The 25,125-nt window shown below is 34.4% G+C and carries 23 protein-coding genes, 3 pseudogenes and 1 riboswitch; of the genes and pseudogenes, 11 read left to right on the top strand and 15 right to left on the bottom strand.

Translation table 11 applies throughout. The features are described from left to right. Positions 1 to 446 precede the first annotated feature (446 nt). A complete protein-coding gene (locus ACTXGU_RS05390; protein WP_443480474.1) occupies positions 447 to 785 on the top strand; it encodes a winged helix-turn-helix transcriptional regulator in 339 nt (112 codons plus the stop codon). A gap of 238 nt (positions 786 to 1,023) precedes the next feature. On the opposite strand, the gene ACTXGU_RS05385 is transcribed toward ACTXGU_RS05390, so the two are convergent. After that, complete coding sequence (locus ACTXGU_RS05385; RefSeq protein ID WP_443480473.1) at positions 1,024 to 1,377, bottom strand: winged helix-turn-helix transcriptional regulator; 354 nt, start codon at positions 1,375 to 1,377, stop codon at positions 1,024 to 1,026. 149 nt (positions 1,378 to 1,526) lie between these two features. Here ACTXGU_RS05385 and ACTXGU_RS05380 point away from each other — a divergent pair, with 149 nt between their 5' ends. Together ACTXGU_RS05380 and ACTXGU_RS05375 are read left to right on the top strand one after the other, a co-directional pair. Next, on the top strand, positions 1,527 to 2,546 hold the full coding sequence (locus ACTXGU_RS05380) for a zinc-binding alcohol dehydrogenase family protein (protein ID WP_443480472.1): 1,020 nt from the start codon (positions 1,527 to 1,529) through the stop codon (positions 2,544 to 2,546). Between the two features lie 307 nt (positions 2,547 to 2,853). Then, positions 2,854 to 3,822, top strand: coding sequence for a DMT family transporter (locus ACTXGU_RS05375; RefSeq protein ID WP_443480471.1), 969 nt, complete (start codon positions 2,854 to 2,856; stop codon positions 3,820 to 3,822). A 129-nt stretch (positions 3,823 to 3,951) separates the two neighbouring features. On the opposite strand, the gene ACTXGU_RS05370 is transcribed toward ACTXGU_RS05375, so the two are convergent. The 3 genes from ACTXGU_RS05370 to ACTXGU_RS05360 all read right to left on the bottom strand — a co-directional run bounded on the left by ACTXGU_RS05370 (position 3,952) and on the right by ACTXGU_RS05360 (position 6,059). Further along, entirely contained in the window at positions 3,952 to 4,458 is a 507-nt protein-coding gene (locus ACTXGU_RS05370; RefSeq protein WP_443480470.1) for a dihydrofolate reductase family protein, read from the bottom strand. An 87-nt stretch (positions 4,459 to 4,545) separates the two neighbouring features. Continuing rightward, positions 4,546 to 5,427: an alpha/beta fold hydrolase gene (locus ACTXGU_RS05365; protein ID WP_443480469.1), complete on the bottom strand. Its 882-nt coding sequence runs from the start codon at positions 5,425 to 5,427 to the stop codon at positions 4,546 to 4,548. A 155-nt stretch (positions 5,428 to 5,582) separates the two neighbouring features. Next, entirely contained in the window at positions 5,583 to 6,059 is a 477-nt protein-coding gene (locus ACTXGU_RS05360) for a MarR family winged helix-turn-helix transcriptional regulator (RefSeq protein ID WP_443480468.1), read from the bottom strand. A gap of 162 nt (positions 6,060 to 6,221) precedes the next feature. On the opposite strand from ACTXGU_RS05360, the gene ACTXGU_RS05355 reads away from it, so the two are divergent. Both ACTXGU_RS05355 and ACTXGU_RS05350 read left to right on the top strand, forming a co-directional pair. Continuing rightward, entirely contained in the window at positions 6,222 to 6,671 is a 450-nt protein-coding gene (locus ACTXGU_RS05355; RefSeq protein ID WP_443480467.1) for an AraC family transcriptional regulator, read from the top strand. A 134-nt stretch (positions 6,672 to 6,805) separates the two neighbouring features. Beyond that, a complete protein-coding gene (locus tag ACTXGU_RS05350; protein ID WP_443480466.1) occupies positions 6,806 to 7,372 on the top strand; it encodes an RBBP9/YdeN family alpha/beta hydrolase in 567 nt (188 codons plus the stop codon). Between the two features lie 200 nt (positions 7,373 to 7,572). Here ACTXGU_RS05350 and ACTXGU_RS05345 read toward each other — a convergent pair whose 3' ends face one another. The 11 genes and pseudogenes from ACTXGU_RS05345 to ACTXGU_RS05295 form a co-directional block, all read right to left on the bottom strand. Beyond that, a complete protein-coding gene (locus ACTXGU_RS05345) occupies positions 7,573 to 7,827 on the bottom strand; it encodes a hypothetical protein (RefSeq protein ID WP_443480465.1) in 255 nt (84 codons plus the stop codon). 36 nt (positions 7,828 to 7,863) lie between these two features. After that, positions 7,864 to 8,109 carry a hypothetical protein gene (locus tag ACTXGU_RS05340; protein WP_443480464.1) on the bottom strand — a complete coding sequence of 82 codons (246 nt, stop codon included), beginning with the start codon at positions 8,107 to 8,109 and terminating at the stop codon, positions 7,864 to 7,866. 347 nt (positions 8,110 to 8,456) lie between these two features. After that, positions 8,457 to 9,366: pseudogene (locus ACTXGU_RS05335) on the bottom strand (alpha/beta fold hydrolase). 761 nt (positions 9,367 to 10,127) lie between these two features. Next, positions 10,128 to 10,631, bottom strand: a complete 504-nt coding sequence (locus ACTXGU_RS05330; protein ID WP_443480463.1) for a DinB family protein — start codon at positions 10,629 to 10,631, stop codon at positions 10,128 to 10,130. A gap of 492 nt (positions 10,632 to 11,123) precedes the next feature. Continuing rightward, entirely contained in the window at positions 11,124 to 12,290 is a 1,167-nt protein-coding gene (locus ACTXGU_RS05325; protein ID WP_443480462.1) for a phosphoribosylaminoimidazolecarboxamide formyltransferase, read from the bottom strand. 50 nt (positions 12,291 to 12,340) lie between these two features. Further along, positions 12,341 to 12,422: riboswitch (ZMP/ZTP riboswitch) on the bottom strand. 1,091 nt (positions 12,423 to 13,513) lie between these two features. Further along, positions 13,514 to 14,290, bottom strand: a complete 777-nt coding sequence (locus ACTXGU_RS05320) for an alpha/beta fold hydrolase (protein ID WP_443480461.1) — start codon at positions 14,288 to 14,290, stop codon at positions 13,514 to 13,516. Positions 14,291 to 14,381: 91 nt separating this feature from the next. After that, positions 14,382 to 15,383 carry an NADP-dependent oxidoreductase gene (locus tag ACTXGU_RS05315; RefSeq protein ID WP_443480460.1) on the bottom strand — a complete coding sequence of 334 codons (1,002 nt, stop codon included), beginning with the start codon at positions 15,381 to 15,383 and terminating at the stop codon, positions 14,382 to 14,384. Between the two features lie 158 nt (positions 15,384 to 15,541). Then, on the bottom strand, positions 15,542 to 16,603 hold the full coding sequence (locus tag ACTXGU_RS05310) for an alkene reductase (protein WP_443480459.1): 1,062 nt from the start codon (positions 16,601 to 16,603) through the stop codon (positions 15,542 to 15,544). A 33-nt stretch (positions 16,604 to 16,636) separates the two neighbouring features. Continuing rightward, positions 16,637 to 17,485, bottom strand: a complete 849-nt coding sequence (locus tag ACTXGU_RS05305; protein WP_443480458.1) for an alpha/beta fold hydrolase — start codon at positions 17,483 to 17,485, stop codon at positions 16,637 to 16,639. A 394-nt stretch (positions 17,486 to 17,879) separates the two neighbouring features. Then, complete coding sequence (locus ACTXGU_RS05300) at positions 17,880 to 18,629, bottom strand: SDR family NAD(P)-dependent oxidoreductase (RefSeq protein WP_443480457.1); 750 nt, start codon at positions 18,627 to 18,629, stop codon at positions 17,880 to 17,882. A gap of 171 nt (positions 18,630 to 18,800) precedes the next feature. Beyond that, positions 18,801 to 19,376, bottom strand: a complete 576-nt coding sequence (locus tag ACTXGU_RS05295; protein WP_443480456.1) for a TetR/AcrR family transcriptional regulator — start codon at positions 19,374 to 19,376, stop codon at positions 18,801 to 18,803. Positions 19,377 to 20,523: 1,147 nt separating this feature from the next. On the opposite strand from ACTXGU_RS05295, the gene ACTXGU_RS05290 reads away from it, so the two are divergent. From ACTXGU_RS05290 to ACTXGU_RS05265, 6 genes and pseudogenes are all read left to right on the top strand, one after another. Beyond that, positions 20,524 to 20,832: a winged helix-turn-helix transcriptional regulator gene (locus tag ACTXGU_RS05290; RefSeq protein WP_443480615.1), complete on the top strand. Its 309-nt coding sequence runs from the start codon at positions 20,524 to 20,526 to the stop codon at positions 20,830 to 20,832. Between the two features lie 67 nt (positions 20,833 to 20,899). Next, positions 20,900 to 21,163, top strand: a pseudogene (locus tag ACTXGU_RS05285) (transposase domain-containing protein); the annotation flags it as partial. 177 nt (positions 21,164 to 21,340) lie between these two features. Then, positions 21,341 to 21,966: pseudogene (locus ACTXGU_RS05280) on the top strand (GntR family transcriptional regulator). Continuing rightward, a complete protein-coding gene (locus ACTXGU_RS05275; protein WP_443480455.1) occupies positions 21,953 to 22,945 on the top strand; it encodes a DMT family transporter in 993 nt (330 codons plus the stop codon). The pseudogene ACTXGU_RS05280 and the gene ACTXGU_RS05275 overlap by 14 nt, the downstream one beginning before the upstream one ends. A 458-nt stretch (positions 22,946 to 23,403) precedes the next feature. Continuing rightward, positions 23,404 to 23,529, top strand: a complete 126-nt coding sequence (locus tag ACTXGU_RS05270; RefSeq protein ID WP_443480454.1) for a hypothetical protein — start codon at positions 23,404 to 23,406, stop codon at positions 23,527 to 23,529. A 5-nt stretch (positions 23,530 to 23,534) separates the two neighbouring features. Beyond that, positions 23,535 to 25,109 carry a spore germination protein gene (locus tag ACTXGU_RS05265; RefSeq protein ID WP_443480614.1) on the top strand — a complete coding sequence of 525 codons (1,575 nt, stop codon included), beginning with the start codon at positions 23,535 to 23,537 and terminating at the stop codon, positions 25,107 to 25,109. The last annotated feature ends 16 nt before the right edge of the window (positions 25,110 to 25,125 follow it).

Here is a 25,125-nt window from a genome sequence, read left to right as displayed (position 1 = left end):
AGTTTGTTGTTTTTTACATAAAATTATATTTGGAAAAGCGTTTCTTAGCAGCCAGAATACACGTAGACTCCTGTGGGAATGCGAGAAAGACGAGACCCCGCAGGAGCGTATGCGACGAGCGACGAGGAGGCTCGACGCTCGCCCACGGAAAGCGAAGTGTATTCTGGCTGCGGGTTAAATAACAACAATCTATACGAAAACAGCCAAATTATATTACGTAGTTTTTAAAAAGCTGCCGTAATTGAATGCTAATTAATAGAGTATTCGTTAATAAGAAACGAATACTCTATTAAAGCTCTCCCATTTTTTGTTTAAAGATGTAAAGACTAGTAACTTTATTTAGTTTTCCAAATGCATATAAATTCTTTTTATGAAAAATTCTTCAAGATAAATTCAAGAATATAATTTTAGGATTTTTTTGTTGTTTTGTTAATAGGAGGGATTTTATGGACGATGAGAAAAAAAGCATTGATTTACTAAGTGTAGAAAATAAGTGCCCAATCAACAGTGTATTAGAAGTAATTGGAGGGAAATGGAATTATAAGGTTATTTTATGTTTAAGTAATGGATGCAAGAGATTCAATGAATTATTAAGATGTCTTGATGGTATAAGTGCGAAGACATTAACTTGTTGTTTAAAAAGATTAGAAAAAAAGAACATCATTAAGAAAACTATTTACCCTGTTGTACCTATGCATGTGGAATATAAATTAACTAAAAAAGGTAATGAATTGCAAAAAATTTTTGAAGAGATGCGAAAATTAGGAAAAGAATGGGACGATTAATCACTAATTATATAGTTATCATGTACCAATACAATAGCTTAAATTTCGACATAGAGGTTAAACAAGTATGAGAGTACCTACAAGACAACAGCTTATCCTCTATGTCCATTTGAAATGAAAATGCTAAAAATACATGGGGTGCATACACCATTGTCTATCATTATAAAAAAGAACTATATGATCATAATATAACTATCTCTTAATCTTTTAATAGGATGTTACTAAACGACGTTTCTTATTATTTTGCTTCCATTTTTTTAACTGATTTTTTATAATTTTCCCCCCAATCTCTCATTAACAAAATAATAGGCTCCAGAGTTTTTCCAAACTCGGTTAGTGAATATTCAACTTTAGGTGGAACTTCGGGATATACTTTTCGTTGAATAACACCGTCTTTTTCTAGCTCCCTTAATTGAAGTGTCAACATTCTTTGTGTAACACCCGGCATTAAATTTCTCAACTCATTAAATCTCTTTTTGCCTTCGATAAGGTAAAACAAAATGACCCCTTTCCATTTGCCGCCTATGACATCTAGAGTTGATTCTACTGGGCAGCCTTCTGGACAGCCATATCCACTTTTCCTGTTTCTCATCGTTTAGTACACCTCACTATAAAGATTGTTATTCCCTAAAATATAAATAACATAAATGGTACCATAATACAATAATGTGCCTACTTACCAGTTCTTTTATCCCTCTCTATAATAATAACTGTAACTCAATTATTAGGAGGAAGATAAAAATGAAAGCGATAGGATTATACAAATATTTACCAATCAATCATAAGGAAAGCCTTCTTGATGTAGATTTGGAGAAACCAGTACCTACCCAAAGTGATTTACTTGTTAAAATTAAAGCTATTTCCATTAATCCTGTTGACGTTAAGGTTCGTGCACCAAAAGATAAACAGGAAGAGACACCTAAAATTCTTGGATGGGATGCTTGTGGTGTAGTGGAAGCGGTAGGACCAGACTGCACTTTATTTAAAGTTGGAGATGAAGTTTATTATGCAGGGAGTATTACAAGACCTGGTACATATAGCGAATACCATTTAGTAAACGAAAAAATTGTCGGTAAAAAACCTCAATCATTAAATGATGCCGAGGCAGCTGCACTGCCACTAACTGCTATCACAGCATGGGAAGGACTATTTGATCGCCTAGAAATTGATTTTAGTAATATAGAAGAAAATAAAAAGAAAACCATTCTTATTATTGGGGGAGCAGGTGGAGTCGGATCGATCGCTATTCAATTAGCCAAATTAGCAGGTCTAACTGTTATTGCAACTGCTTCTAGGGAAGAAAGCATAAAATGGGTAGAAGAGCTTGGAGCAGATTATGTAGTAAATCACCACCAACCATTCCTTCCACAATTACAATTAATTAATTTTAATGATGTAGATTATATTTTCTGCCTTAATAATACTGATCAACATTGGAATAGCATGGGGGAAATCATTGTTCCACAAGGAAAAATTTGCTCTATAGTAGAAAATAGTGAACCTCTTGATCTCAATGTTTTAAAAAGTAAAAGCGCTACATTTGTGTGGGAATTTATGTTTACTCGTTCCATGTATCATACTTCCGATATGATTAAGCAGCATGAACTTTTAGAAAAGGTTGGCAAATTAATTGATGAAGGTAAAGTTCGTACCACTTTAAAAGAGGTTTTATCCCCTATTAATACAGATAACTTAAGAAAAGCACATGAGATGGTAGAAACAGGGAACATGATTGGCAAGATTGTATTAGAAAAATTCTAGTTTTCTAAGTTCTTTTTAAACATAGTGCCATCTCTAATTCTAGCATCTTAAATATAAGCTATTCTTAGTATCAAGATATTAGCCAATTAAAATGTATTTGTTATGCTAAAGAGGAAAAGTCTATTGAAATACACAAGCAACTCATTCAAATCAATTTTTAGATAATGAATCAAAAGCTTTAATAGAGCCTATACACATTGAGAAGTATTTCAGCTAAACCCGTGTATATCAGCCTTGAAAAGCCACAGTCAAAAATTTTGCAGCTGTGGCTTTCTTAATCATTGTATTTGTTAGGAGAGAATTGATTTTGGATAAAAGACAGATTATTACAGGAACTATACTGTGTTTCATTACTGTTCTTTCTTGGGGAGGACAGTTTCCTATTATGCGAAATGCACTCGAACAAATTGATCCATTTTCTTTTACTGCTATGCGATATACATTAGCTTCCATCATTTTTGTGCTGCTCCTTGTCCTTATTGAAGGAAAACAAACATTAAATTTTGATGGGAAACTTAAAACTTTATGGATTTATGGTACGATCGGCTTTGTTGGTTTTAATTTCTTAATGTTTTCAGGTCAACAATTAGCAGGCAGTTCTGGCGCTTTATTAGCGTCTATTATTTTAGGATTGATGCCAATCATTAGTATATTTGTTATCTGGATTATGGAGAAAAAACGACCGCCTTTCTTTGTCATCGGGGTTGTCTTATTTTCATTATTTGGTACTCTGCTAGTCATTACAAAAGGAGACTTTAAAGCATTCTCTTCAAAAGGTAGTAGCTTATTACCCATTTTCTGTATGTTAATAGGGGTTACTTGTTGGGTTGTGTACACAATGGGAGCGAGAAAGTTTAATGATTGGTCTCCTTTACGTTATACAGCGTTAAGTTGTATTTTGGGTACATTTTCAATAAATATTATTGTAGCTTTTTTGTATATAATCGGATCCTTAACAGTGCCAGAGCTTTCTATCATTAAAAGCATTACTTTAGAATTAGGATATATGATTGTATTTGCTGGAGTTTTAGCTGTTTTTTGCTGGAATGCCGGCAATAAAGCACTAACACCTGCAAACGGAGTACTTTTTATTAATCTTGTTCCAATCACTACTATTGTCATTTCTGTTTTTCAAGGCTATCAAATAACAGGATTAGAACTATTAGGAACACTTATTATTATTAGTTCGCTTATCATGAACAATTTCTATCAAAGAAAAATTGTCCAAAAACCATTCGTAAAGCTTGATAGCCATCCATATAAACAATTAAAGTAAAAACATAGTAAAACAAATATATATACGCAAAAATGAAATGATCATTATTTATAGCTAAACGTTTTTTACCGTTAATTCTGTTTTACTAAAATTAATAACTTTAATTCTTTTAAATAATGAATGGCTATATTATTTACCTACCGCGTAGTGCAACTGAACGACACCACTGCCAAGGGGCTTGCAATCTAACAACTGGACATCCTTGTATTGGTAGTTGGATGTGTCAAGCAAAAGGTTGAGCCCCTTACCCTCCAATACAGGTACAACATTGAATATAATCTCGTCAACAAGTGCTTGCTCTAAAAATGCATTATGCAGATCGGCACCGCCTGAAAGGAGTACTGTTTTATAGCCTTTTTCCTGCAAGTAATTTAGGGCTTCTTGAGGCGATCCTACAATCTTAATGCCAGGAATTTTTTTAACACTCTTAGAAACTACAACTATATCAATATCGGTAAAATTGCCACTGCCACTTGCCTGAAATCCCTCAAATGTTTTACGTCCTACTATAAAGTTGCCTGCAGCTTTTGCATGTGCAGCAAAGTCGGCTAGTGCTTCTTTTTTAGGCGGGTGCTCAGCGCTTGACTGTGCATAGTTGCCATTTCCAGTCAATGTTGCCCAAAGAATTGTTTTCATCAATAACTCCTCCTAATTTACTTATATGGTTATAATAAATACACGTTGATCTTACAGAAAAACACTCTTTTTTAAGCATAACTTCCTTTATTTCTGAGAGGTTCTTTCAAAAATTCTTCGAATGGCTGCTGCAACTCGATCCGGCCGATCCTCTTGAACATAGTGGGAGGCATCACTTAAGGGCTCTGTTTCATTCAATTTAAGGTAGCTCTGCCATTTTTCCATTTCTTCATACGGAAAGCCTGCGCTATCTTTCGTTCCCCAAAGTATTTGCGCGGGTAAATCAGATAGCACTAGCAGTTTCGATTCAATTTCCGCGAGCCACGATCGCGCCTTCAGAATCTGTCTAGGGAAAATCCATGTCGGTATTCTTGATTTTGGTGTTGGAAACGGGTCGATATAGGCCTTTCTCAAGCTTTTCGTGACTTTTTCAGAATGGTAAATTCCGTGTGGAACAATGTTTTTGGCGAAGAAATTGCGCTGTGTCTGAAGCCAGTATCCGAGAGGCCATCCCCCCATTGCCAAAGAAAAGAGCTTCATTGGAAGAAGAGTCGCTGGCCATGCCCAGGTGTTCATAATGACAATGCCGCGTAAGTTTTCTCGATGCCGAACTGCGTAATTTACTCCGATGGGTCCGCCCCAATCCTGGACCACTAAAACAAAATCCTTTAGTTCCAAGCGATGGATTAAATCTGCGACCACATCCGATTGCTCTTGTGGCGTAAAACCATAGTGAGAAGGCGCTTTTGACATACCAAATCCAGGGTAATCCAAAGCAATAAGACGATAGTCGCTATGAAGCTCCTTAATGACATTTCGATAGAGGTACGACCACGTGGGATTCCCGTGAAGGAGAAGAACCGTCGGCCCTTGCCCTTCATCAATGTAGTGAATATATCCGTCACGATAAGGAAGCCAATGGTCCTTAAATGGATACTCCGATAAATCCACTTCAAATGGTCTTTTCATTTCCTCCTCCAAGTTTTTCACTCTCCTTTATTATTGATAAATATTTCCGTTTTTCAGCTAGATTTTGGTGCACTTACCTCTATCAAACTGAAAATAGTAATCCAACAGACATAACAGCAAATTTCCCACCTATTGATTCTGTTGATGGTGCTGAATCACAGCTTCTTCTCTCTTTGGCGAACCTGTTCGTTCATGTTGTACAGCATCTTTTTTAGCAGGGTAAGCATAAGCTCATATTCCTCGTCATCTATACCAACCCGGCTTTTTCGACTGATATCGTGCAATACTGCCGCTACTTTCGGCAAAACTTCTCTGCCTAATTCCGTCAAATAAAGTAGATGATAGCGGTTATCAGCAGGATTTGTTTCCCTTCGCACATACCCTTCTGCTTCCAGTTTTTTGATCGCCTTCGTCGTCGTTGTCTTGTCAATCAAAAGCTCCTCGCTTAACGCTTTTTGCGAAATCCCTTCTTTTTTCGCAATCGTCAACAAAAAGATATACTGCCCACTTCCAATTCGGAACGGCTGAAGCTGAGCTGTTATAAGGATTTGCAGATGACGGTATATAGCTGAAATATATTTCCCAGGCGGCGCCCCAGTGCCCATAGAGGGCCTATTCATATCGTTTTCCATAAAAACATCAACTCCAAATAAGATGTTATTGCAACTATTTATAGAATAATCCATATAGGATGCTATTGCAACTATTTATTTTAAAAAAACAAATGATTATATTTTTATATCATGATAGCATTCGGAATGTAGTAAAGATTAATACAGAAAGGAAAAAGAAAAATGAATATTAAGATTGAAGTTCTTCCAAAATATCGTATCGCATACGTGCAACAAGTTGGTCCATACGGTCCTGCCAACGTTCAACTAATGCAAAAGTTGAAGAAATGGGCTGCGGCAAAAAATCTACTCTCCAAAACATCAATAATCCTTGGAATTTCACATGACAACCCTGAAACAACTCTGCCTAATAACTGCCGCTATGATGCCGGCATCGTCATTTCAAACGATTATCAAATTGACGATTTCGTTGGCGAAAGCGAAATTTCCGGCGGAAAATATGCCATTTTCAAAGTCAAACACACAGCGGAAGACATTCAAAAAGCGTGGAGCGAAATTTTTTATACGCTGTCAAACTGTGGTTATCAGATTGACAGCCGGCCAATTTTTGAAAGATACATTAAAGAGATGGTTTCCAATCATTATTGCGAAATCTGCGTGCCCATAAAATAATTTTTTATTATTTGAATTATTTTCCAACTTATTAACCTTTGATTGAGCCTCAAAGCAAGAGCAATCTACTTCCATATAGGTTTGGATAAGTAATATACTGTTTTTGTATCGATAAAAAGAAAGGGAGAGTAGCAATGGGAAAACAAGTATATATTATCCATGGATACGGAGCTTCACCAGCCAATCATTGGTTCCCATGGTTAAAAGAAAAATTAATAGCAGATGATTATCAAGTTTTGGTTCTTCACATGCCAAATTCGTCTGACCCCAAGAAAGAAGAATGGTTGGAAACATTAGCTAATAAAATAAAAAATTTAGATAACAACACTTATTTTGTAACACATAGCTTAGGGTCTATCACACTATTGAACTATCTAGATCAATTAAATCCGCTACCTAGCTTTGGAGGCTTTATTCTTGTTTCTGGCTTTTCTGAACCATTATCATTCTTACCTTCTATAGATCCTTTTACAGTTAAAAAAGTGGATGATAAAAAAATAATTTCTGCAGCTAATTCACGTGCTGTTATTGCTGCAAAAGATGACGGTATTGTTCCTTTTCAATTAAGTCAAAATTTATCAAAACAATTGGATGCATCATTTTATCCTGTTGAAAAGGGCGGTCATTTTTTAGAAGATGATGGTTTCAATACTTTCCCATTGGTTTATGATATTTTAAAAAATATGATGAAAACTGTATAAATAATGAAGGTGTCACCTTTTTGTGACACCTTAAAACTAAAAATGTTCCTTAAACAATCTGGCCCGTTTGCAAGAAAAACTCTGCATTTCATACAGGATTTTTGATCAAACTTTTTTTAAAACGGCTCAACTTTTTATCAGTTCTAAATCCTCTTTTGATGTTATTCACCTTAAAAAGCGGATATAAGACTTTTGAACATTTAGTTTGACTGATTGAAATATGCAGCGGGATTGAATATTGAACTGGTGATCATTTGTTCTGGATCTTGAATATGCTGCCCATCGGTATATGACAATATTTCCTTGTCTATTTTTCTTAAGTCTTCCTCTATTAATTGGTATGATTGATTGTTCTGTTGTAGTTCCTGTAATTTACTTTGGAGCATCTGCCTAGTCTCCATTAATATATATAAATTTTCAACCTTTTCAATATAGGTTAATGGCTTTTGTTTCATTGAATTAACCTCCACAGTCAAACATTATAATCCAGCTCAATGGTTATTCGATTGTTTATCTATCATTTCGTTCCTTTCTCCTCCATCTGAAAGCTCCTCAGAAAACTCATGATTTCTTTGTTTTTTTATATCTGGATTGTTGCTTTCATTTTCATTTAAATAGCTATTTTCACCTGGTGCGTATGAAATATTTTGAAGACTGAATTCATCCTGTCCTGAATATTTCATTTGATCCTCTTTTTTTATTTCTCTTTTATTTTTTCCGCTTTTGTTTTCTTTCATTTCATTTACACTCCTGCCAAATATAAATACTTTCCTTATTAATTTGTTCTTTCTTTTTCATCATATTCACAATGAGTTATATTTTAACTTAAAAATGAACCAAGAAAGTTCACCATATTTTTGAGCTAATTAAAATGATTAATGTGGAGAATAAAGTGACCCCCATTTCTTATGAAGTAAATGAGGATTATTATTGAATATTATCTCTTTTTTTAAAACGACTTTATTGTACTTAACAACGCAATGCAGTTGTTGTTGGATAAAAAAGACTCTTCCTACTAGAAGAACCATCTATTTTCTTATTTAATATTTCTAGGTAGTTATTACAATTATTTGCTACTTTCAACTTAGTTGTCCTTAGAATGTTTTTCTACAAAATCCAAGATTCTAGCATTAACTTCGTTAGAGAATTCACCGTTGATCGCGTGAGATGCATTTTTCCAGTTAACGATATCGATATCTTTAACATATTTTTCCCCAGTTTCAACTGCTTTTGCTGCATCGTGCATTGTACTTTTTTCAGCAATTAATGCAAGTACTGGAACATTGATATTTTTTAGTTCCTCTTTAGTAAATAAATCAGGAGCTGGTGTTTTAAGTTTATAATTACTCATACCCGACTCGATTAATTTAGAAATAGGCTCATCGTCATTTGCTTCTGCTTCTCCAGAGACATAACTTAACATTTTTTCTCTTATAAACTTAGGTACAATAGGGACCGATGCTGGAATAGATGCTAGAATCATCTTTACGGGCATTTGCGCAAAAACAAAGACAGGGTCCAATAAACTAGCCGAAGCAATATGCTCAGGATTATATCTGGCTAAATTCATTGTTGTCCAACCACCAACTGAGACACCTACGATGTGTACTTTTTCTAAACCTAATCCTTCAATCACTTCATTTAACCATTCTGCTTGTTGCTTTTGGTTTTCAATCATCTTTGTTTGTACACTCATTCCAGGTTCACCAAGTAAATCTATCGTATAGACAGGTCTTTCCTCTCTTAGTCCTTCTAAATTTGGTACCCACATTGGAGTAGATGCACCACGTCCAGGTAAGTAAGAGTATTGGTTCCTTATGTTTGTTTTCTTCTTTAGTAAAGTAATAAGCACGAACTGTGCCATATTTAGTTTTAATATCTTTGGTATCATTAGGCTTTGGAAGAAGTGCCATTGATTCATCGTAGGCAATTTGAAAGTCTTCCTTGCCTTTTTTAGATGTAAAGTGACCAAGCTTGTTATCATCCCTAAAAATAAGGAAATCTCCACTACATATTACAAAAATTGATAAAATAATTATCATAATTCTCTTCCTTCTCTTCATTTTAATTCCTCCTCTTATTGAAAAAAATATTGATGAGCTTTATCAATATAATCATCACAATAATTTATTAATAAATTATCTTCAGCATTTCATTTTGTTGATCAAAATACTTTCACTTTAATTTAGTAAATTATTACAATCTTTCCTTTTAGTACAAGTAATCCAATCCAGTCAAATTATGTCCTATAGTGGCCCCAGTAATATTGCCAATAAACTTACTAAGAAGTAAGTTTATTTCAATTACTCACCTCCTAAATTGATTAAATCACACGACGTAACGTCACGTGCAAGGGTAAATTATATTTCTATTTTTATCCATCTCCTTACTCCATCTCTTACCCCATATTCTTAAAAGCTGGAAAAGTAATCATCTTTTGTTGAAACTATTATGGAGCTGCTACACAAAAAAAAAGCGTTCCTTCATATTGAAGAACGCTCAAATTCACAATTAGTGTAATAAAGACTTCAACTGAGACTTTAATTAAACATTGCGTTAGTAGAATAAGAGAATGATTTTTTACGCAAAATAAAAACCCCTAATACTTAATAGCATTAGAGGTTACCTTATAGTCTTAGTAAAGAACTTTTTTATCCATTTACTGTTTAATGACAATCTTTTGTAGCTTTAAAATAAAGTTTGATCATTTTCTACCTTTGATCTTAAACAATATCTGCGGAAGACTTCCTTATTTTTATTTAGCGAATTCCTTTTCAGGCAACCCCAATATGTCTGTATTTTTAGGTATATAGCCAAGTAGACGTAGCATTGCTACAATTTGCCCTTTATGATGCGATTCATGAGTAATTGAATGGATTAGTAATTGATGTGGCGTTTTTCTTACAAACCCACTGCCTGCTTTCCAAGAAGGCTCTTTTTCGATAAACTCATCAAATTTGTTTTTGAATTGTTCAAGTACACTCTCTACATATACATCAGCTTGTTGAAAATAGCGTTGAATATCATCTATCTTCATATTATTAATTACTTCCTTCGTAAATAATGGTGATGATGTTTCTGAAAGTACAAAAGAGCCTAGCCAAGCATGATAGCAACCTGCCACAAGAACTAAAGAATCTCTAATACTCAGAAAACCAAATTCAAACTCTTTAGTAAAGTCATCTTCATTCAATTCTCTACACTGGTCTAATAAAATCTGACGTGTTTGTTTTACCCATTCATATTCTAGCTTTTCCATAGCATCCTCCCACCCCTTAGATATAAAGGGAAATTTTTCTTTTTACTATACACCAAGTTACAATTTCATTTTACCTAATTAGTTTTTTTATTGAGCTACCCTAAAGGTTAATAACACTCCTTCACAATCCCTTCCTACTTTAGCAAAATATTCTTCATTCGTTATGCTACAATCTGGCCCGTTTACTGAAAAAAAATTCCTGCATATCAATACAGGAATTTTAACCAAACTTTATTATAAATTATCGAACTTTTTTACAAATTATCAGACTTTATTTTAAATTAACAAAATTTGTCGTTTGGAATAAAGTTTGATCAAAAATGTTCGACAAACCCATATCTTGCGGAAAAATAAAAAAATCCATTTTGAAAAAAGATTGATCAAAATGGATTCTTATCCAGTAGATTTAAGTTTAGTTTTTATAAAAAAGTTTGATCATTTCTGTGATCCTTCCTCCATTAAAGCGCCCCATTGTTGAAAGATTAAAATCATTTAATGATGGAATAAACGGACTCCTGAGAAGGCCATTACTATACCATATTCGTTTGCCGCATCAATTACTTCCTTATCACGGAATGATCCGCCAGTTTGTGAGATATATTTGACGCCTACTTGTACAGCACAATCAATATTATCTCTGAAAGGTAAAAACGCATCAGAAGAAAAAGATACATTTTTAAGTCCATTTAGGTATTCTCGTTTTTCATCTCGAGTAAGCCTATGTGGAATTTCCTCAAAACACTCTTCCCAAGCTTTCCTTTCTGGCATTGTGAGATCATCCGTAAGCCACATATCGATTGCATTATTTTGTACAGTACGTGAAATACTGTCACGGAATTTCATCGTCAGAGCTATTGGGTGCTGCCTTAAGTACCAGTTTTCTGCTTTTGTTGCAGCTAGTCTCGTACAATGAATGCGAGATTGTTGTCCTGCTCCTACCCCAATCGTCTGTCCATCTTTTGCAAAACATACAGAATTGGAGTGCGTATACTTTAGTGTTATTGCAGAAACTAATAGATCCCTCTTTGCTGAATTGGGCAAAAATTTGTTTTCAGTCACTATATTGTTTAATATCTTTTCAGTTATTAGCACATTGTTTCTTTCCTGAACAAGGTTAACCCCAAATAAAGTTCTTTCCTCTAATGGCTCAGGCTCATAATCCGGATCAATCTCAATAATTAGATACTTTCCATTTTTCTTGGACTTTAGCATTTCCAAGGCATCCTCATCATATCCTGGTGCTACAACCATATCAGAGACTTCTCTTTTTAAAATTTTTGAAACAGAAAGATCCACGTTATCACTCAGAGCAGCACAATCACCAAATGAAGACATTCGATCTGTTCCTCTTGCCCTGGCATAAGCAATAGCAAGTGGAGATAATTCCAAATCATCTACAAAATAAGACCTAGCCAGTTCATTACTTAATGGATTATACACTGCTGCCCCCGAAGGACTTACGTGTTTAAAAGAAGCAGCTGCTGGTTCTCCTATTGCTAACTTAAGTTCTCTTACAAGTTGATAAGAGTTAAAAGCATCAAGTAAGTTGATATAGCTTGGCTCTCCATTAAGAATTTTAAAAGGTAATTTTTCAAAGGATTTAACCTTGGCATTTCCTTGATGAGGATTAATGCCATACCGTATTGTTACTTCTTCCATCTACACATTCACCCTTCCATATAAATAAAAAAAGCGTTTGATTCATTCAAACACTTTGCCCAGGCGAACGGCTTATATACCAATGTGTTCCCTCGTGGTTATCCACGTTTAATCGCCAGTACACATTGTAATGTTACTCATGTAAATTTTACCAAAACACCCTTCTACCTACAAGAAAATAATGCTTTTACTTCAAGTTTCGAGAGGTTTAAATTAATAACCTTATCGAATTTAATAATCTCTTAGCTATAGTAAAAACCCTCACAATATACCGATTTTCTTTAAATGTGTTATTCCAGAAAATGGCCCGTTTGCTGAATAAAAAAAATCCTGCAATACAGGATTTTTGATCAAACATTTACAGGTTTATAATCCGAGCTTATCCCAGCCCCTCGTCCCTCTTTAATCCATTTATCAACTTTAGATTTTCTCGTTCTTTTGGACATAAAAACACCCCTTTAGACAATCATATCCAAAGGGGTGAAACGGTTTAACTTTTTTATAAACGGTTCAACTTTATTTCAAATCTAAAAAATTGTAGCTTTATAAATAAGATTGATCAAAAATAATCTATAAACGTTGATTTATTAACCTTCATAATATTAGTTTTTGAAAAAAAGATTGATCAAAACTTTAGGTTAGCTATATTTTAGAACACGCATTTTAAAATAAAGTTTGATCAAAAATGTTATAGAAACCTTGATTTATCAATATCCTCATAAAAAAAAGATTGTATTTTAATCAAACTTTTTTACAAACGGTTAAACTTTATTTCAAATCAACAATCTTATTCAACAAACGCCCCCTTTACTTTAAGTGCATTTTTTCACAAATTAGTACCTTTTTGTAGTAGTTCTTTTATTAAAGGAATGCTGAAGCGTTTGTCACATACAAAGACAGTTACCTTATTGGCAACTGCTTTGTAAGGAAAGCATATTAATGTGTAAAAAAGAGTTTTTCCGCTCACTTAAATTCTAGATTCGAAAGCTAATATAACTTTACCTTGTGAGTGTCCTGAAGATACTTTTTTAACGCTTCGTTAATATCAGTAAATTTATATATTGAGTCTATAAAAGACTTAATATTTTCTTTTTCAATAAGTGTTGTGATTTTTTGTAATTGGCTGCCAATACTTTACACAAATAAAAAATGATATTCCTTTATAATATTTTCGTACTAAGAAATCCACACGAGCACCAACTAATCCAAATAATAAAACTTTATCAACTTAAGAATGTTATTACAATTTCGACAAACTCTTTTGGATATTGAAATAAGGACCCATGTCCTGCATGGTCAAATATTTTCAACTTACTATCAGGGATTCTATTTGCCAAGTCATATGAATTTTCTATTGGAACCATGCGATCATGATTTCCGTTTATTATTAGTGTTGGCTGAACGATTTTGGATAGATCCGAAGGCTTCTCTTTTCCCCATTTAATGATTGCATCTAATTGCATTCTATACGCTCTTAAACTGATTGTTTTATCTCGATGTTTTTTCCTTTTTTTTATTTGAATTAGAAATTCTTTAGCCTTTTTCTTACCATTCTCTGTGTTTGGAAAAAAAAGATAGGTCTTGACGTCTTTGAAAGTCAAAGTTGCACGGACAAGATCAAGATTAGTAATATGCATGACATTGGAAATACCTTTTCCTCCTCGAGGTCCCGTACCAACTAATACCAGCTTTCTAACTAAGCTTGGTTCCTTTAAGATTAATTCTTGAGCAATCATTCCTCCCATTGACAAAGCTATCAAATCAATCTTTAAAAATCCTAATAGTTTAATAAATGTGATTGCATCATTTGCCATTTGAGGGATGTTATTTGGTACTTTACCATTGGATAGTCCTACCCCTATGTTATCAAATGCGATGACCCAATGGCTTTTAGCAAGACCATCGATAATCCTAGGATCCCAATTATCAAGATTAGCTGAAAGATGTGTCAATAAAATAATAGGGATTCCTTTTTTTTTCTCCCAATTCTCTATAAGCATACCGTTTACCATTCTGATGCTGAATGAATAAGTTAGGTGCGTCAATGTAAGAATAATGAATTGACATTGCTACTTCCACTCCTACTTTCCTTTAAAATTTAATAACTACTTTTCCTTTTGTCTTTCCTTTTACTACTAAATTTAATGCATCATTAATGTCATAAATTGTAAAGTTGGTAGGGTCAATAGCTGGAACAATATTGTTTTCTTCAATGATTTTTGTAATTTTTTCTAATTGTTTTCCATCAGCTCTTACGAAAATGAAGCGATATTGAACGCCTTTTTTCTTTGCTTTCTTATCAAATTTCGAGCCAACTATTCCAAAAATAATTTGCTTCCATTTAGGAAGACCTTGATCTATTGCAAACTGTTTATTTGGTGCAGTACGAAGACTTAGTAACCGACCGCCTGGTTTTATAATGGATAACTCCCGTTCGAATTCATCAGCACCTAGAGTATCGATTACAAAATCAACTTCGTCTAGTATTTCCCAATAATTTTCCTTTGTATAATCAATATATTGATCTGCACCAGCATTCAACGTTCTCTCTTTAGCGGAAGGACTACCAGAAACAATAACCTTTAATCCCATTGCTTTAGCTATAGGAACAGCCATTTGGCCAAAACTTCCTGATCCTCCTGGAATAAACACTGTTTGTCCCTTTTTTGCTTCTAACTCTTCTATTAAGCCTTGATATGCCGTCAAACCAGTTAAAGGTGCACCAGCTCCAGTAACGAAATCTAAATTTTTCGGCAAATGCCATATGGATTTAGCATCAACTGCAACATATTCTGCAAATGCCCCAATTTTTTCAATAGGGAGTCTTGTATAAATAGGATCTCCAACCTTAAAACCATATACATGATTACCCACTTTTTCGACAATCCCTGTTAGTTCATTTCCTAATACAAGAGGCATATCATAGTCTTGTATTAATTTTACACTTCCTGTAATATTTAATATTTCAAGTGGATTTATTGCAGCAACTTTTACCTTTACCAGTACTTCATTATCTTTAATACTTGGTATAGGGATATCAACAATCTGCGCTTCAATGTTTTTCGAGTATTTTTGTATTTGAGCAGCTTTCATATTCTTAATCTCCTTCTAAAAAACCACCAATTCTTACATTGATGGTTTTTTATCATTCGTTTATTTCATTCATTGATAGTCTAGTCTGTGTATCCTAAAGCACCATTATTAACCTAAAATGTTTTGTCGATTCCGTTAACTGTTAAACCTTGCCTGTTTTATTCTTTTAAGAACGGATAGTCTGTATACCCTTCCGCTCCTCCTGCATAAATCGTATTTCTATCCGGAGTATTTAGTGGGGCATCCAATTTCAATCGCTCGACAAAATCTGGGTTGGCTATCATCCAAGTCCCTACAGTTATAACGTCCGCAAGTTCATTATCCAAGTCTACAGTAAGTTGGTCTAAAGTACGTCCTGCTCGGTTAATAAGAAGTGCTTGTGACCAAAGTTGACGGATATCTTGTAATAATGATTCGTTTCCGAAGTGCATGATGTGTAGATATGCAAGGTTGAGCTTATCTAACTCGCTGATTAAATAGCGGTACATTTCACTACTTGATTCTCCCTCTTCTATTCCATTTAGTGTTCCTTGAGGAGAGAAGCGTATGCCTGTTCGTTCTGGACCAATCTCATCAACAACTGCTTTTGCTACTTCAATGGCAAATCGCGAGCGATTTTCAATCGTTCCACCGTACGCATCCTGACGTTGATTAGCATTTTCACTTAAGAACTGTTGAATAATGTAACCATTTGCTCCGTGGATTTCAACCCCATCTGCACCAGCTTCTACCGCTGCTCGTGCTGCTAAGCGAAACTCATTTATAACGTCCTTTATTTCTCCTTCACTCAACGCTCTAGGTGTAGGAATCTCCTTCATCCCTTGTGCTGTAAATATTTCTGTATTAGGCGCAATAGCAGAAGGCGCAACAGCTTGACGGTGATGAGGCGTATTGTCAGGATGTGATACACGGCCTACATGCATAAGTTGAACAAAGATTCTTCCTCCTTCGTTATGCACTTTTGATGTAACCTTTTTCCACCCCTCAATGTGTGATTCTGTATAAATACCAGGTGTATTAGAATACCCCTGACCATCATCTGAGGGTTGAGTGCCTTCACTTATTATTAAACCAACAGATGCACGTTGGCCGTAATACTCTGCTGCCAAATCACTAGGTGTGCCATCTGGCAGTGCTCTACTCCTTGTCATTGGTGCCATACCTAAACGGTTTTTTAGCTCTATGTTTCCAATTTTGACTGATTCAAATAACTTGCTCATATAACTTCCTCCTTTTTAATCGTTATCAATTTTTTATAGAGATGTTGAATTCAGGAACGAATTGACGTTCTCAGCAAATAGTTCTGGAAATTGGAATAGGTGTCCGTGACCAGAATCAGGATATATAATGAGTTGTGCTTTTGGTAAGCGCTCAGCTAAAATATAACTATTTTTGGTTGGAACCATAACATCGTTATCACCATTTGTCACAAGCACAGGGTGTTTAATGTTCTGTAACCAATTGTAATCATTATTGGATTTTGGTTGAGACCACTTTGCCAAAGCCTTTAATTGGGCATGTTGTACTTGGTCAGAACTTTCAACCTTTTTCTGATTGATAATTCTTTGTAAAGATGCCATTCCAGCAGATTTACTTGTTTCAGTTGAACGGTAGAAGAAAAACATGAAGTCATCTAAAGCATTCTCTGCATTCCCACCGTGTCGATTCATCCTTTCAAATATTTCCATATCAGGATTAATTCCAGATTCTGGTCCAGTACCTGCCATGATGATTCGTCTAATTAAATTCCCTTCTTGTAATGCCAATTCTTGTGCAACCATTCCACCAATTGAAAAACCGAGAATATCGACTTGATTTAAACCAAGTGCTTTAATAAATTTCCCTGCATCTTGTGCCATCTCAGCTATCGTAGCAGGTGTTTGCCCATTCGTCTCACCAACCCCTTTGTTATCAAATAGGATAACTGGACGTTCCTTCGCTATTGGACCAACCATATTAGGATCCCAATTTTCCATCGTTCCTCTAAAGTGAACTAGAAATACGACAGGTACTCCCGTTTTTTCACCAAACCTTCTATAAGCATAACTAGTACCTTCAACTTCAATAAATTCTGATTGAGATGGTATGGTAAATGTTGTCATTTAAGTTGCTTCTCCTTCGAACATTGAGTTCTAAATTTTTTAATATAAATTAGCTGAATGACATACCTTTTTTAGAATGAACATTCTAAAAATTCATGTGGAAAGAAAGCTAACACAGCATTTAAAGGGTCAGATTATAACCCTTTCTATTTTTGTAGTTATAAGGAGTCTTTACTAAGACCCTCAAACCTACAAGGATGTTTTGAAGATAAAGGGAGCAAACCCAAGGTTATGTTCATTCGAGATTTCAAGTTTATACTGTCCTTGTTATTAGTAGATTAAACTAAAAGATTATCTGTACTGCTGAAATATATTTGTGATTATTTGGGCAACAACGGCTAAGTTAACAGTCAGACACCCTTCCAAATATTAGAATCTAAAGGTTATTAAAAACTTAACCTCCAATTATTGGATAAATTTGATTTCTTATTTTAAATTCATAATTTTGGTCTACAATACCTACGACCGCATTACTATCATATATTTCCATCATAAATCCAGCTACTTGCTTAGCTGTGTGGTACATAGGCAAATTTTCTTTGTAATTGAAATTATCCAAATTAGTTGCATTTTTAGCAAATTCTGTTTCCGTCATAGCTGGTGCTATAACTTTTGCTTTTAATTTTGCACCTTTCAATTCTAGTTCTTTTGCAAGACCTTCAGTGAAGGCACTAACATAATATTTAGATGCAGAATAAGTTATAGTCCCAACAGCAATTGCATATCCGAGTGCCGATGATACGTTAATTAACTGAGTTCCCTCTTTCTCTGCATAATCTCGAACAAATAATGTAGAAAGGATTGTCAAAGATTCTATGTTAACCCGTAACAGTGTTTCAACTTTGCTTAAATTTTGATCTGCTACAAATGCGGATTCACCAAGACCAGCATTATTAATCCAAGTCTCAATTTCATACCCTTTTAATTTGTTGTACAGGTTATATGCCTGATCTGTTACAGATAAGTCAATTGAGCAAATAATAACATCTAATTCAGGATTTATATTATGAATTGTGGATTTTAGTTCCTCTAATTTATCTAATCTTCTAGCAACTATAATTAAGTTTTTCCCCCGAGCAGCAAATGCTAATGCTGTCTCATATCCTATACCTGAGCTTGCTCCTGTAATAACTGTGTATTTCATATTATCTCTCCTTAAATTAAAGTAATTTGAATTATCATTTAGTTTTTTTCTGTTTTATTGAATTTTTGAATAAATATCAAGGCAAGCTTTGCTTGATAGCTGACAAGTGAAGTTCAGCTAGATTGATTACTAACTTTTTCGGGAATGAACGTTCTTAAAAGGGTAAAAAAATTAATCTAATACAGAGAGTGTTATATCAATAATATTATTTAATTTTTCTATATCATCGGTAGTTTTGGTCATAACACGTAGTCCTACTAAGGAATTATGAAGAAATTCCGATATTTTTTTTGCATCATGATGTCTAGATATTTCTCCAGATTTTTGACCACTCAACACTAGATTGTTTAGCAGTAATTCGGTCTTAGAAAAACTCTCCACAACCTTTTCTGCTGCTTGATCATCATGTAAAGACAACTCAACTGCCGTATTTACCGTCAAACATCCAATAAGTTGTTGTTTATCCCTGACAATTACCATTTCAAATAATTGCCTGATAGCATCCTTTACCGATTCCAGCTGGTTTACTTCATTCTCTATTCTAGTTCTTATTATTTCATTATAATGATCCAACGCTTTTATAAACAAAGTATGTTTGTCGCCAAACGTATCATATAAGCTACGACGATGGATACCCATATACTTCACTAAATCTTGCATGGAGGTTTTTTCATAGCCTTGTATCCAAAAAAGTTCCATAGCTTTTCGTAATACTTCATTTTCATCAAATTCTTTATTTCTAGCCATACTATCATTTCCTTTGAGTAATCTTAGAGTAACCAGAAAATCTTAATGATAACTTCAAAGATATCCATCATTCAACAAGGTGAAGAATATTGATTTTCTCGTTCCTCGCCAATAATATCATTTTAAGAATGAACAGTAAATATCAGCTTAAAGAGTTACTACCAATTTTACCGATTGTGTGTATGAACCATACGTTTTAACAGCTTCAGCTCCTTTAAAAAAGAATTTTCAATATGTTTCTGTAAACTTAAGATAGTGCTAAGTGATGTTTTTAGAATGAACATTCTCATTATGACAAAAATTAGCTAATAACCTTACAAATCTATAGTATCATTTCGAGAACGATTGGTAAAGAAAAAGTTTTGGATTTTTTTTAACATTAGGCGAGATAAAAGTGCATAATTTTAAATTCTATATTACGGTTTAATAATTCATTCTATAACATGTGAACAATAAACCTTTTTATTTTTAATTTGAAAGAATAGTTTAAATCCTTATTCAACAAACCTGCCCTGATAGTTCCAGAAGAAACCCGCGAATCCTTCTTGAATCAAAGCTCCCGTTAGTGGAATAAGAACCTTTCAAAAATAATAAAAGACTACCCAGTTATGAGCAGTCCTTTTCAATATTTGTATATGTTTAACAAGGCACATGCAGCATTAGTAACGATGTTTGAAGAACTCGAATCTTAAATTTTGTTTATTGGCAGGGCTAGCCCTACCAATAAATAAAATCAATCCTTCGAGCACAGTTATTATTATACCAAAGGTGACATTCTATCTAAACAGGTTGAAAAGTCATTTACACAAAAATATTGACAGTACCATTTTTTAACTCTAGGTCACAGTGACGCCCCGAAATATGGCAATTAATCGCTTCCTGGTCATCTATATATTATACTTTTACATGAAGTGCTGATTATTTAACATTAGACAAAATTATCTTATGTATGAAATATTACGGAGTTTTTAAAAAAGCTGCCGTAATTGAATGCTAATCAATAGAGTATTCATTAATAAAAAACGAATACTCTATTTAAGCTCTCCTTTTTTTGTTTAAAGATGTAAAGACTAGTAACTTTTATGAAAAATTCTCCAAGATAAATTCAAGAATATAATTTTAGGATTTTTTTAATTGTTTTGTTACAATAGGAGGGATTTTATGGGCGAAGAGAAAAAAAAGCTTTGATTTACTAAGTGTAGAAAATAAGTGCCCAATTAACAGTGTATTAGAAGCAATTGGAGGAAAATGGAATTACAAGATTATTTTATGTTTAAGTAATGGATGCATGAGATTCAATGAATTATTAAAATGTCTTGACGGTATAAGTGCGAAGACATTAACTTGTTGTTTAAAAAAATTAGAAAAAAAGAACATCATTAAGAAAACTATTTACCCTGTTGTACCTATACATGTGGAATATAAATGTAAGCGTCAAATTTCTCCCACATATTAATCAACAATAGATTATGAGATAATCTCTTCAAATAAAAGTTTGAGGAGGTTTAGTTTGAAAGAGTGGTGAACTTTCCATCAAACCCGTTGTAATAGGAAGGAAAAATTGGTTATTTAGTAATACACCAAGAGGTGCGCAAGCTAGCGCAATTCTTTATAGTATCGTGGAAACAGCAAAGGCTAATGGATTAAATCCCTATTACTATCTTCGTTATCTATTAGAGCAGCTTCCCAATTTGGATAGGACAGATGAAAATGCCATTGATCAATTACTTCCTTGGTCAACGACTCTTCCTGTCACTTGCATCGTATTTAACAAGTTATCTAAATAATACGCCAATTCCCCGCCAGAATACAGGTGGGGACTATTTACCGCTTACGTTCCATAAACGGTCGTTTTTAGAACTTGTTAATTGAATATATTTTATTGAAAAATTACAGTTGACTATAAAACCAATATCCGATATATTGGTTTTACGGAAAAGGATGTTATTAAACCCATTATACGTATGTCATTTAGAGATGAAGTATATCTAACTTTGAAAAAAGCAATTGTTACATTAGAGCTACAACCAGAGCTACGCTTAAATGACAAAGAGTTAGCAGAAGAATTGGGAATTAGCCGTACTCCGGTTAGAGAGGCGTTGAAACGTCTTGAAGATGAAGGACTAGTTGAATCTATTCCTGGCTCAGTTACACGCGTTGCACCATTAAACCTTGAGGAGGCGAAACACGCATTTACCGTGATAGCAGTTTTACATTCGTTAGCTGCTCGATTAGCAGTGCCATTATTAAAAGAGTCGGTTATTCAAGAATTAGAGTTCAGTAATAAAGCCTTACTATTATCTATTGAAAAAAAAGATATTATAAAAGCAATTGAAGCCGATGAGTTATTCCACAATGTTTTTTTAGATGTGGCAGGAAATCCTGAAATTATTCGTGCGTTAGAACAAAGTATATCTAAGATTCAACGTCTCGAAATTTCTTAGTTCACTTCTATAAATGGTTTAAAATCAGTAGAACAACATCAGCAAATTATAGAGGCGTGCAAAAATAAAGATAAAGAAACAACAGCACATCTTGTAGACAAAACTGGTTAAGTCTGGGGAATTTGCTGACTTATGAGACAGATTGAGGTGAGGAATTTGCGCCCTATTTTTTTAGGTATATGTGCTGCTTTCTTTTTTGCTTTCACGTTTATATTGAATCGAGCAATGGAATTATCAGGTGGTAGCTGGATATGGAGTGCCTCACTAAGGTTTATTTTCATGCTTCCATTCCTTTTACTTCTTGTTATGAGTCGAAAAAAATTAAAAGTATTATTACAAGTTATGAGAGAGGATTTAAGAACATGGTTTTTATGGAGTTTTGTAGGATTTGGTCTATTTTACGCTCCATTATGCTTTGCCGCTGCACATGCACCAGGATGGATAATTGCTGGGACATGGCAAATTACTATTATATCAGGATCTTTGTTAGCTCCTCTTTTTATTCAAACCGTTCAAATACCAAATGGAATTCTTAAGAAAAGAGGAAAAATCCCAATGAAGGGTATGGGTATGTCATTGATTATTCTTCTTGGTATTTTCCTTATGCAAATGGAACAAGCAAAATCGCTTGCTGTAAAGGATATTTTGTTAGGTATTATCCCTGTTATTGTAGCTTCTTTTGCTTACCCGCTTGGGAATCGTAAGATGATGGAGGTTTGTGGAGATCGTCTAGATGCTTATCAACGTGTCCTTGGAATGACATTAGCTAGCTTACCATTTTGGTTTTTACTATCCTTGTACGGTCTTTTTACAGCAGGAGTGCCTAGTAAAGAACAAACTATGCAATCTATTTTAGTTGCTATTTGTTCGGGTGTAATTGCAACTATCTTATTTTTTAAAGCGACTGATATGGTTAAAGGAGATATGCAGAAACTTGCAACTGTTGAAGCAACACAATCCATGGAGGTTCTTTTTGCTGTTATCGGAGAACTAATTTTATTACATTCTTCATTCCCCTCTATTTTATCTTGGTGTGGTATGTTTGTAATAATGTTAGGAATGATAGCACATAGTTATGTTTCTCATAAAGGTGAAACAGCGCATAACCAAAATATTAGTGCTTAATTGGTATTTTAAAATGTACAGTATGAACCCTTTTCTAGTTAATATAGGTAATTTTATTACTTTTTTTAAAATGTATTATTATAAGTTTCATGTCAGAAATTGATTAAGTAAAAGAATATGAACAAAAGCCGATGCCCTTAATATATAGGGAAATCGGCTTTTTCTTTATAAAATTTTGCTTAGTATACGAAATTCGCGTTTTGTTGATGCTCCCCCATATACCCTGTCTAATAGATCGTAGAATTTTAGATATCAAGCACTTTCACATAAAAACTTTTGATCCTTTTCTTTATCATTTTCATGAAGGATCATCAATGGATTCATTTTCCATATATATACCAGATAATTACGGCTAATAATAATGATTGATCATTACATTTCCCAAGAAAAAACCGGTACTTTACTCTTAGAATTATGGTAAATGGTGATCAGACAATTTGCACTTAAAGGATGGTTTTATGTGGAAAACAATCATTTCCTATCTTCCAGACTGGGAAATCTTCATTCAAGGTTTGATTGTATTATTCGTCCCGTTAGCCATTTCAAGATTTTTTAATTGGTTCCGTACATTTGAGGAAGAGTGATGAGAATGAAATGGATGAAATCAAACTGGAAAAAACAGTTTTCAACCACTCAAGGTGAAAACAAGCAAGATTTTTCATATGATCAAGCAACAATAGGTCAACAAATAACAGGGAATTTAGACAGAGATTTGAAACATATTAAGCAAGTAATCGGCCATAATTCAGATGTCCATTTTCGGGAGTTTCACATAGGCTTTACAGGCGTCAGAGCTACTATTATTTTTGTTGAAGGATTATCCGATAAAGATTTCATCAACAAACAGATTATGAAACCGTTGATGTCAGAACTAGCAAAAGAGTATAATCAGGAGCAAACTTTTGTAAAAGGAAACTTATCAAAAGAGTTTTTAAAAAATCATATTTTTTCAATAAGTGACTTAAAAGAAGTACACAGCATAAACAATGTAGTGTCAGAGGTATTGATTGGATCGACTGCACTAATGATCAATGGAACACTTGATGTCTTCATTTTTGATACCACAAACGTAAAAGCGCGGAATTTTGAAGAACCAGTATCAGAGGCATTAGTAAGAGGTCCACGGATTGGCTTTAACGAAAAGTTAAGCGATAATACCGCCCTTTTACGAAGCCTTGGCAAAAATGAGAGTTTATCAATCATTAATTTCCAAGTAGGAAGCCGGGCAAAAAAAGAGCTGGTCATTGTCTATATGGATGGGATCGCAGATCCGGATTTGATGGAAGAGGTAAAGAAACGAATCAAGAAAATTGAGATGGATAATTTGGCTGATTCAGGTTACATAGAGCAGTTTATTGAAGATAATTACCTTAGTCCTTTTCCGCAAGTGCAGAGTACAGAGCGCCCAGATCGCGTAATAAGTGCCCTGATGGAGGGACGAGTGGCTATTTTGTTGGACGGAACACCATTTGCTTTGATTGTTCCGGTTACATTTAGCATGATGCTACAATCACCCGAAGATTATTATGAACGTTGGATTCCCGGAACACTCATCCGTCAATTGCGTTTTGGAGCAGCCCTTATTTCTTTATTGGGGCCTTCCTTGTTTATTTCGTTTATTTCGTTTCATCCCGGATTGATCCCAACCAAGCTAGCCATTTCAATTATTGGTACGAGGGAAGGCGTTCCATTTCCTGCACTTATTGAAGCGCTTTTTATGGAAGTAGCTATTGAAATCATGCGGGAAGCAGGACTTCGACTGCCTAAACCGATTGGTCCAGCAATTGGGATTGTCGGAGGACTGATCATTGGAGAAGCTGCTGTACAAGCAGGGATTGTAAGCCCCATCATGGTAATCGTCGTGGCCATTACCGCTATATCCTCCTTTGCAATTCCACAGTACAGTGCAGGGATTTCATTACGCTTCCTTCGTTTTGGTGCCATGTTTTGCGCAGCTGTATTTGGATTGTACGGGGTCCTTTTGTTTTTTCTCTTGCTTTGTAGTCATTTGGTAAGACTTAAAAGCTTTGGTATACCTTATGTCAGTCCGGCAGTTTCATATCGCTTAAGTGACTGGAAAGATTTTATTGTACGCATGCCGTTCCAGATGATGAAACGCCGTCCAAAAATGCTGCATCCAACAGATTCCCTGCGCAAAAAATAGTATTAGACGAAAGGAT

Source organism: Niallia sp. 01092, assembly GCF_052318935.1.
Lineage (GTDB): Bacteria > Bacillota > Bacilli > Bacillales > Cytobacillaceae > Niallia.
This window is presented reverse-complemented; position numbering and strand designations above follow the sequence as displayed.

What these genes read in the sequence shown, in the direction of transcription:
- ACTXGU_RS05390 (WP_443480474.1), top strand. Translation starts at nt 447, where the DNA reads ATGGACGATGAGAAAAAAAGCATTGATTTACTAAGTGTAGAAAATAAG.
- ACTXGU_RS05385 (WP_443480473.1), bottom strand. Translation starts at nt 1,377, where the DNA reads ATGAGAAACAGGAAAAGTGGATATGGCTGTCCAGAAGGCTGCCCAGTA.
- ACTXGU_RS05380 (WP_443480472.1), top strand. Translation starts at nt 1,527, where the DNA reads ATGAAAGCGATAGGATTATACAAATATTTACCAATCAATCATAAGGAA.
- ACTXGU_RS05370 (WP_443480470.1), bottom strand. Translation starts at nt 4,458, where the DNA reads ATGAAAACAATTCTTTGGGCAACATTGACTGGAAATGGCAACTATGCA.
- ACTXGU_RS05365 (WP_443480469.1), bottom strand. Translation starts at nt 5,427, where the DNA reads ATGAAAAGACCATTTGAAGTGGATTTATCGGAGTATCCATTTAAGGAC.
- ACTXGU_RS05360 (WP_443480468.1), bottom strand. Translation starts at nt 6,059, where the DNA reads ATGGAAAACGATATGAATAGGCCCTCTATGGGCACTGGGGCGCCGCCT.
- ACTXGU_RS05355 (WP_443480467.1), top strand. Translation starts at nt 6,222, where the DNA reads ATGAATATTAAGATTGAAGTTCTTCCAAAATATCGTATCGCATACGTG.
- ACTXGU_RS05350 (WP_443480466.1), top strand. Translation starts at nt 6,806, where the DNA reads ATGGGAAAACAAGTATATATTATCCATGGATACGGAGCTTCACCAGCC.
- ACTXGU_RS05345 (WP_443480465.1), bottom strand. Translation starts at nt 7,827, where the DNA reads ATGAAACAAAAGCCATTAACCTATATTGAAAAGGTTGAAAATTTATAT.
- ACTXGU_RS05340 (WP_443480464.1), bottom strand. Translation starts at nt 8,109, where the DNA reads ATGAAAGAAAACAAAAGCGGAAAAAATAAAAGAGAAATAAAAAAAGAG.
- ACTXGU_RS05330 (WP_443480463.1), bottom strand. Translation starts at nt 10,631, where the DNA reads ATGGAAAAGCTAGAATATGAATGGGTAAAACAAACACGTCAGATTTTA.
- ACTXGU_RS05325 (WP_443480462.1), bottom strand. Translation starts at nt 12,290, where the DNA reads ATGGAAGAAGTAACAATACGGTATGGCATTAATCCTCATCAAGGAAAT.
- ACTXGU_RS05320 (WP_443480461.1), bottom strand. Translation starts at nt 14,290, where the DNA reads ATGCTTATAGAGAATTGGGAGAAAAAAAAAGGAATCCCTATTATTTTA.
- ACTXGU_RS05315 (WP_443480460.1), bottom strand. Translation starts at nt 15,383, where the DNA reads ATGAAAGCTGCTCAAATACAAAAATACTCGAAAAACATTGAAGCGCAG.
- ACTXGU_RS05310 (WP_443480459.1), bottom strand. Translation starts at nt 16,603, where the DNA reads ATGAGCAAGTTATTTGAATCAGTCAAAATTGGAAACATAGAGCTAAAA.
- ACTXGU_RS05305 (WP_443480458.1), bottom strand. Translation starts at nt 17,485, where the DNA reads ATGACAACATTTACCATACCATCTCAATCAGAATTTATTGAAGTTGAA.
- ACTXGU_RS05300 (WP_443480457.1), bottom strand. Translation starts at nt 18,629, where the DNA reads ATGAAATACACAGTTATTACAGGAGCAAGCTCAGGTATAGGATATGAG.
- ACTXGU_RS05295 (WP_443480456.1), bottom strand. Translation starts at nt 19,376, where the DNA reads ATGGCTAGAAATAAAGAATTTGATGAAAATGAAGTATTACGAAAAGCT.
- ACTXGU_RS05275 (WP_443480455.1), top strand. Translation starts at nt 21,953, where the DNA reads ATGAGACAGATTGAGGTGAGGAATTTGCGCCCTATTTTTTTAGGTATA.
- ACTXGU_RS05270 (WP_443480454.1), top strand. Translation starts at nt 23,404, where the DNA reads ATGTGGAAAACAATCATTTCCTATCTTCCAGACTGGGAAATCTTCATT.
- ACTXGU_RS05265 (WP_443480614.1), top strand. Translation starts at nt 23,535, where the DNA reads ATGAAATGGATGAAATCAAACTGGAAAAAACAGTTTTCAACCACTCAA.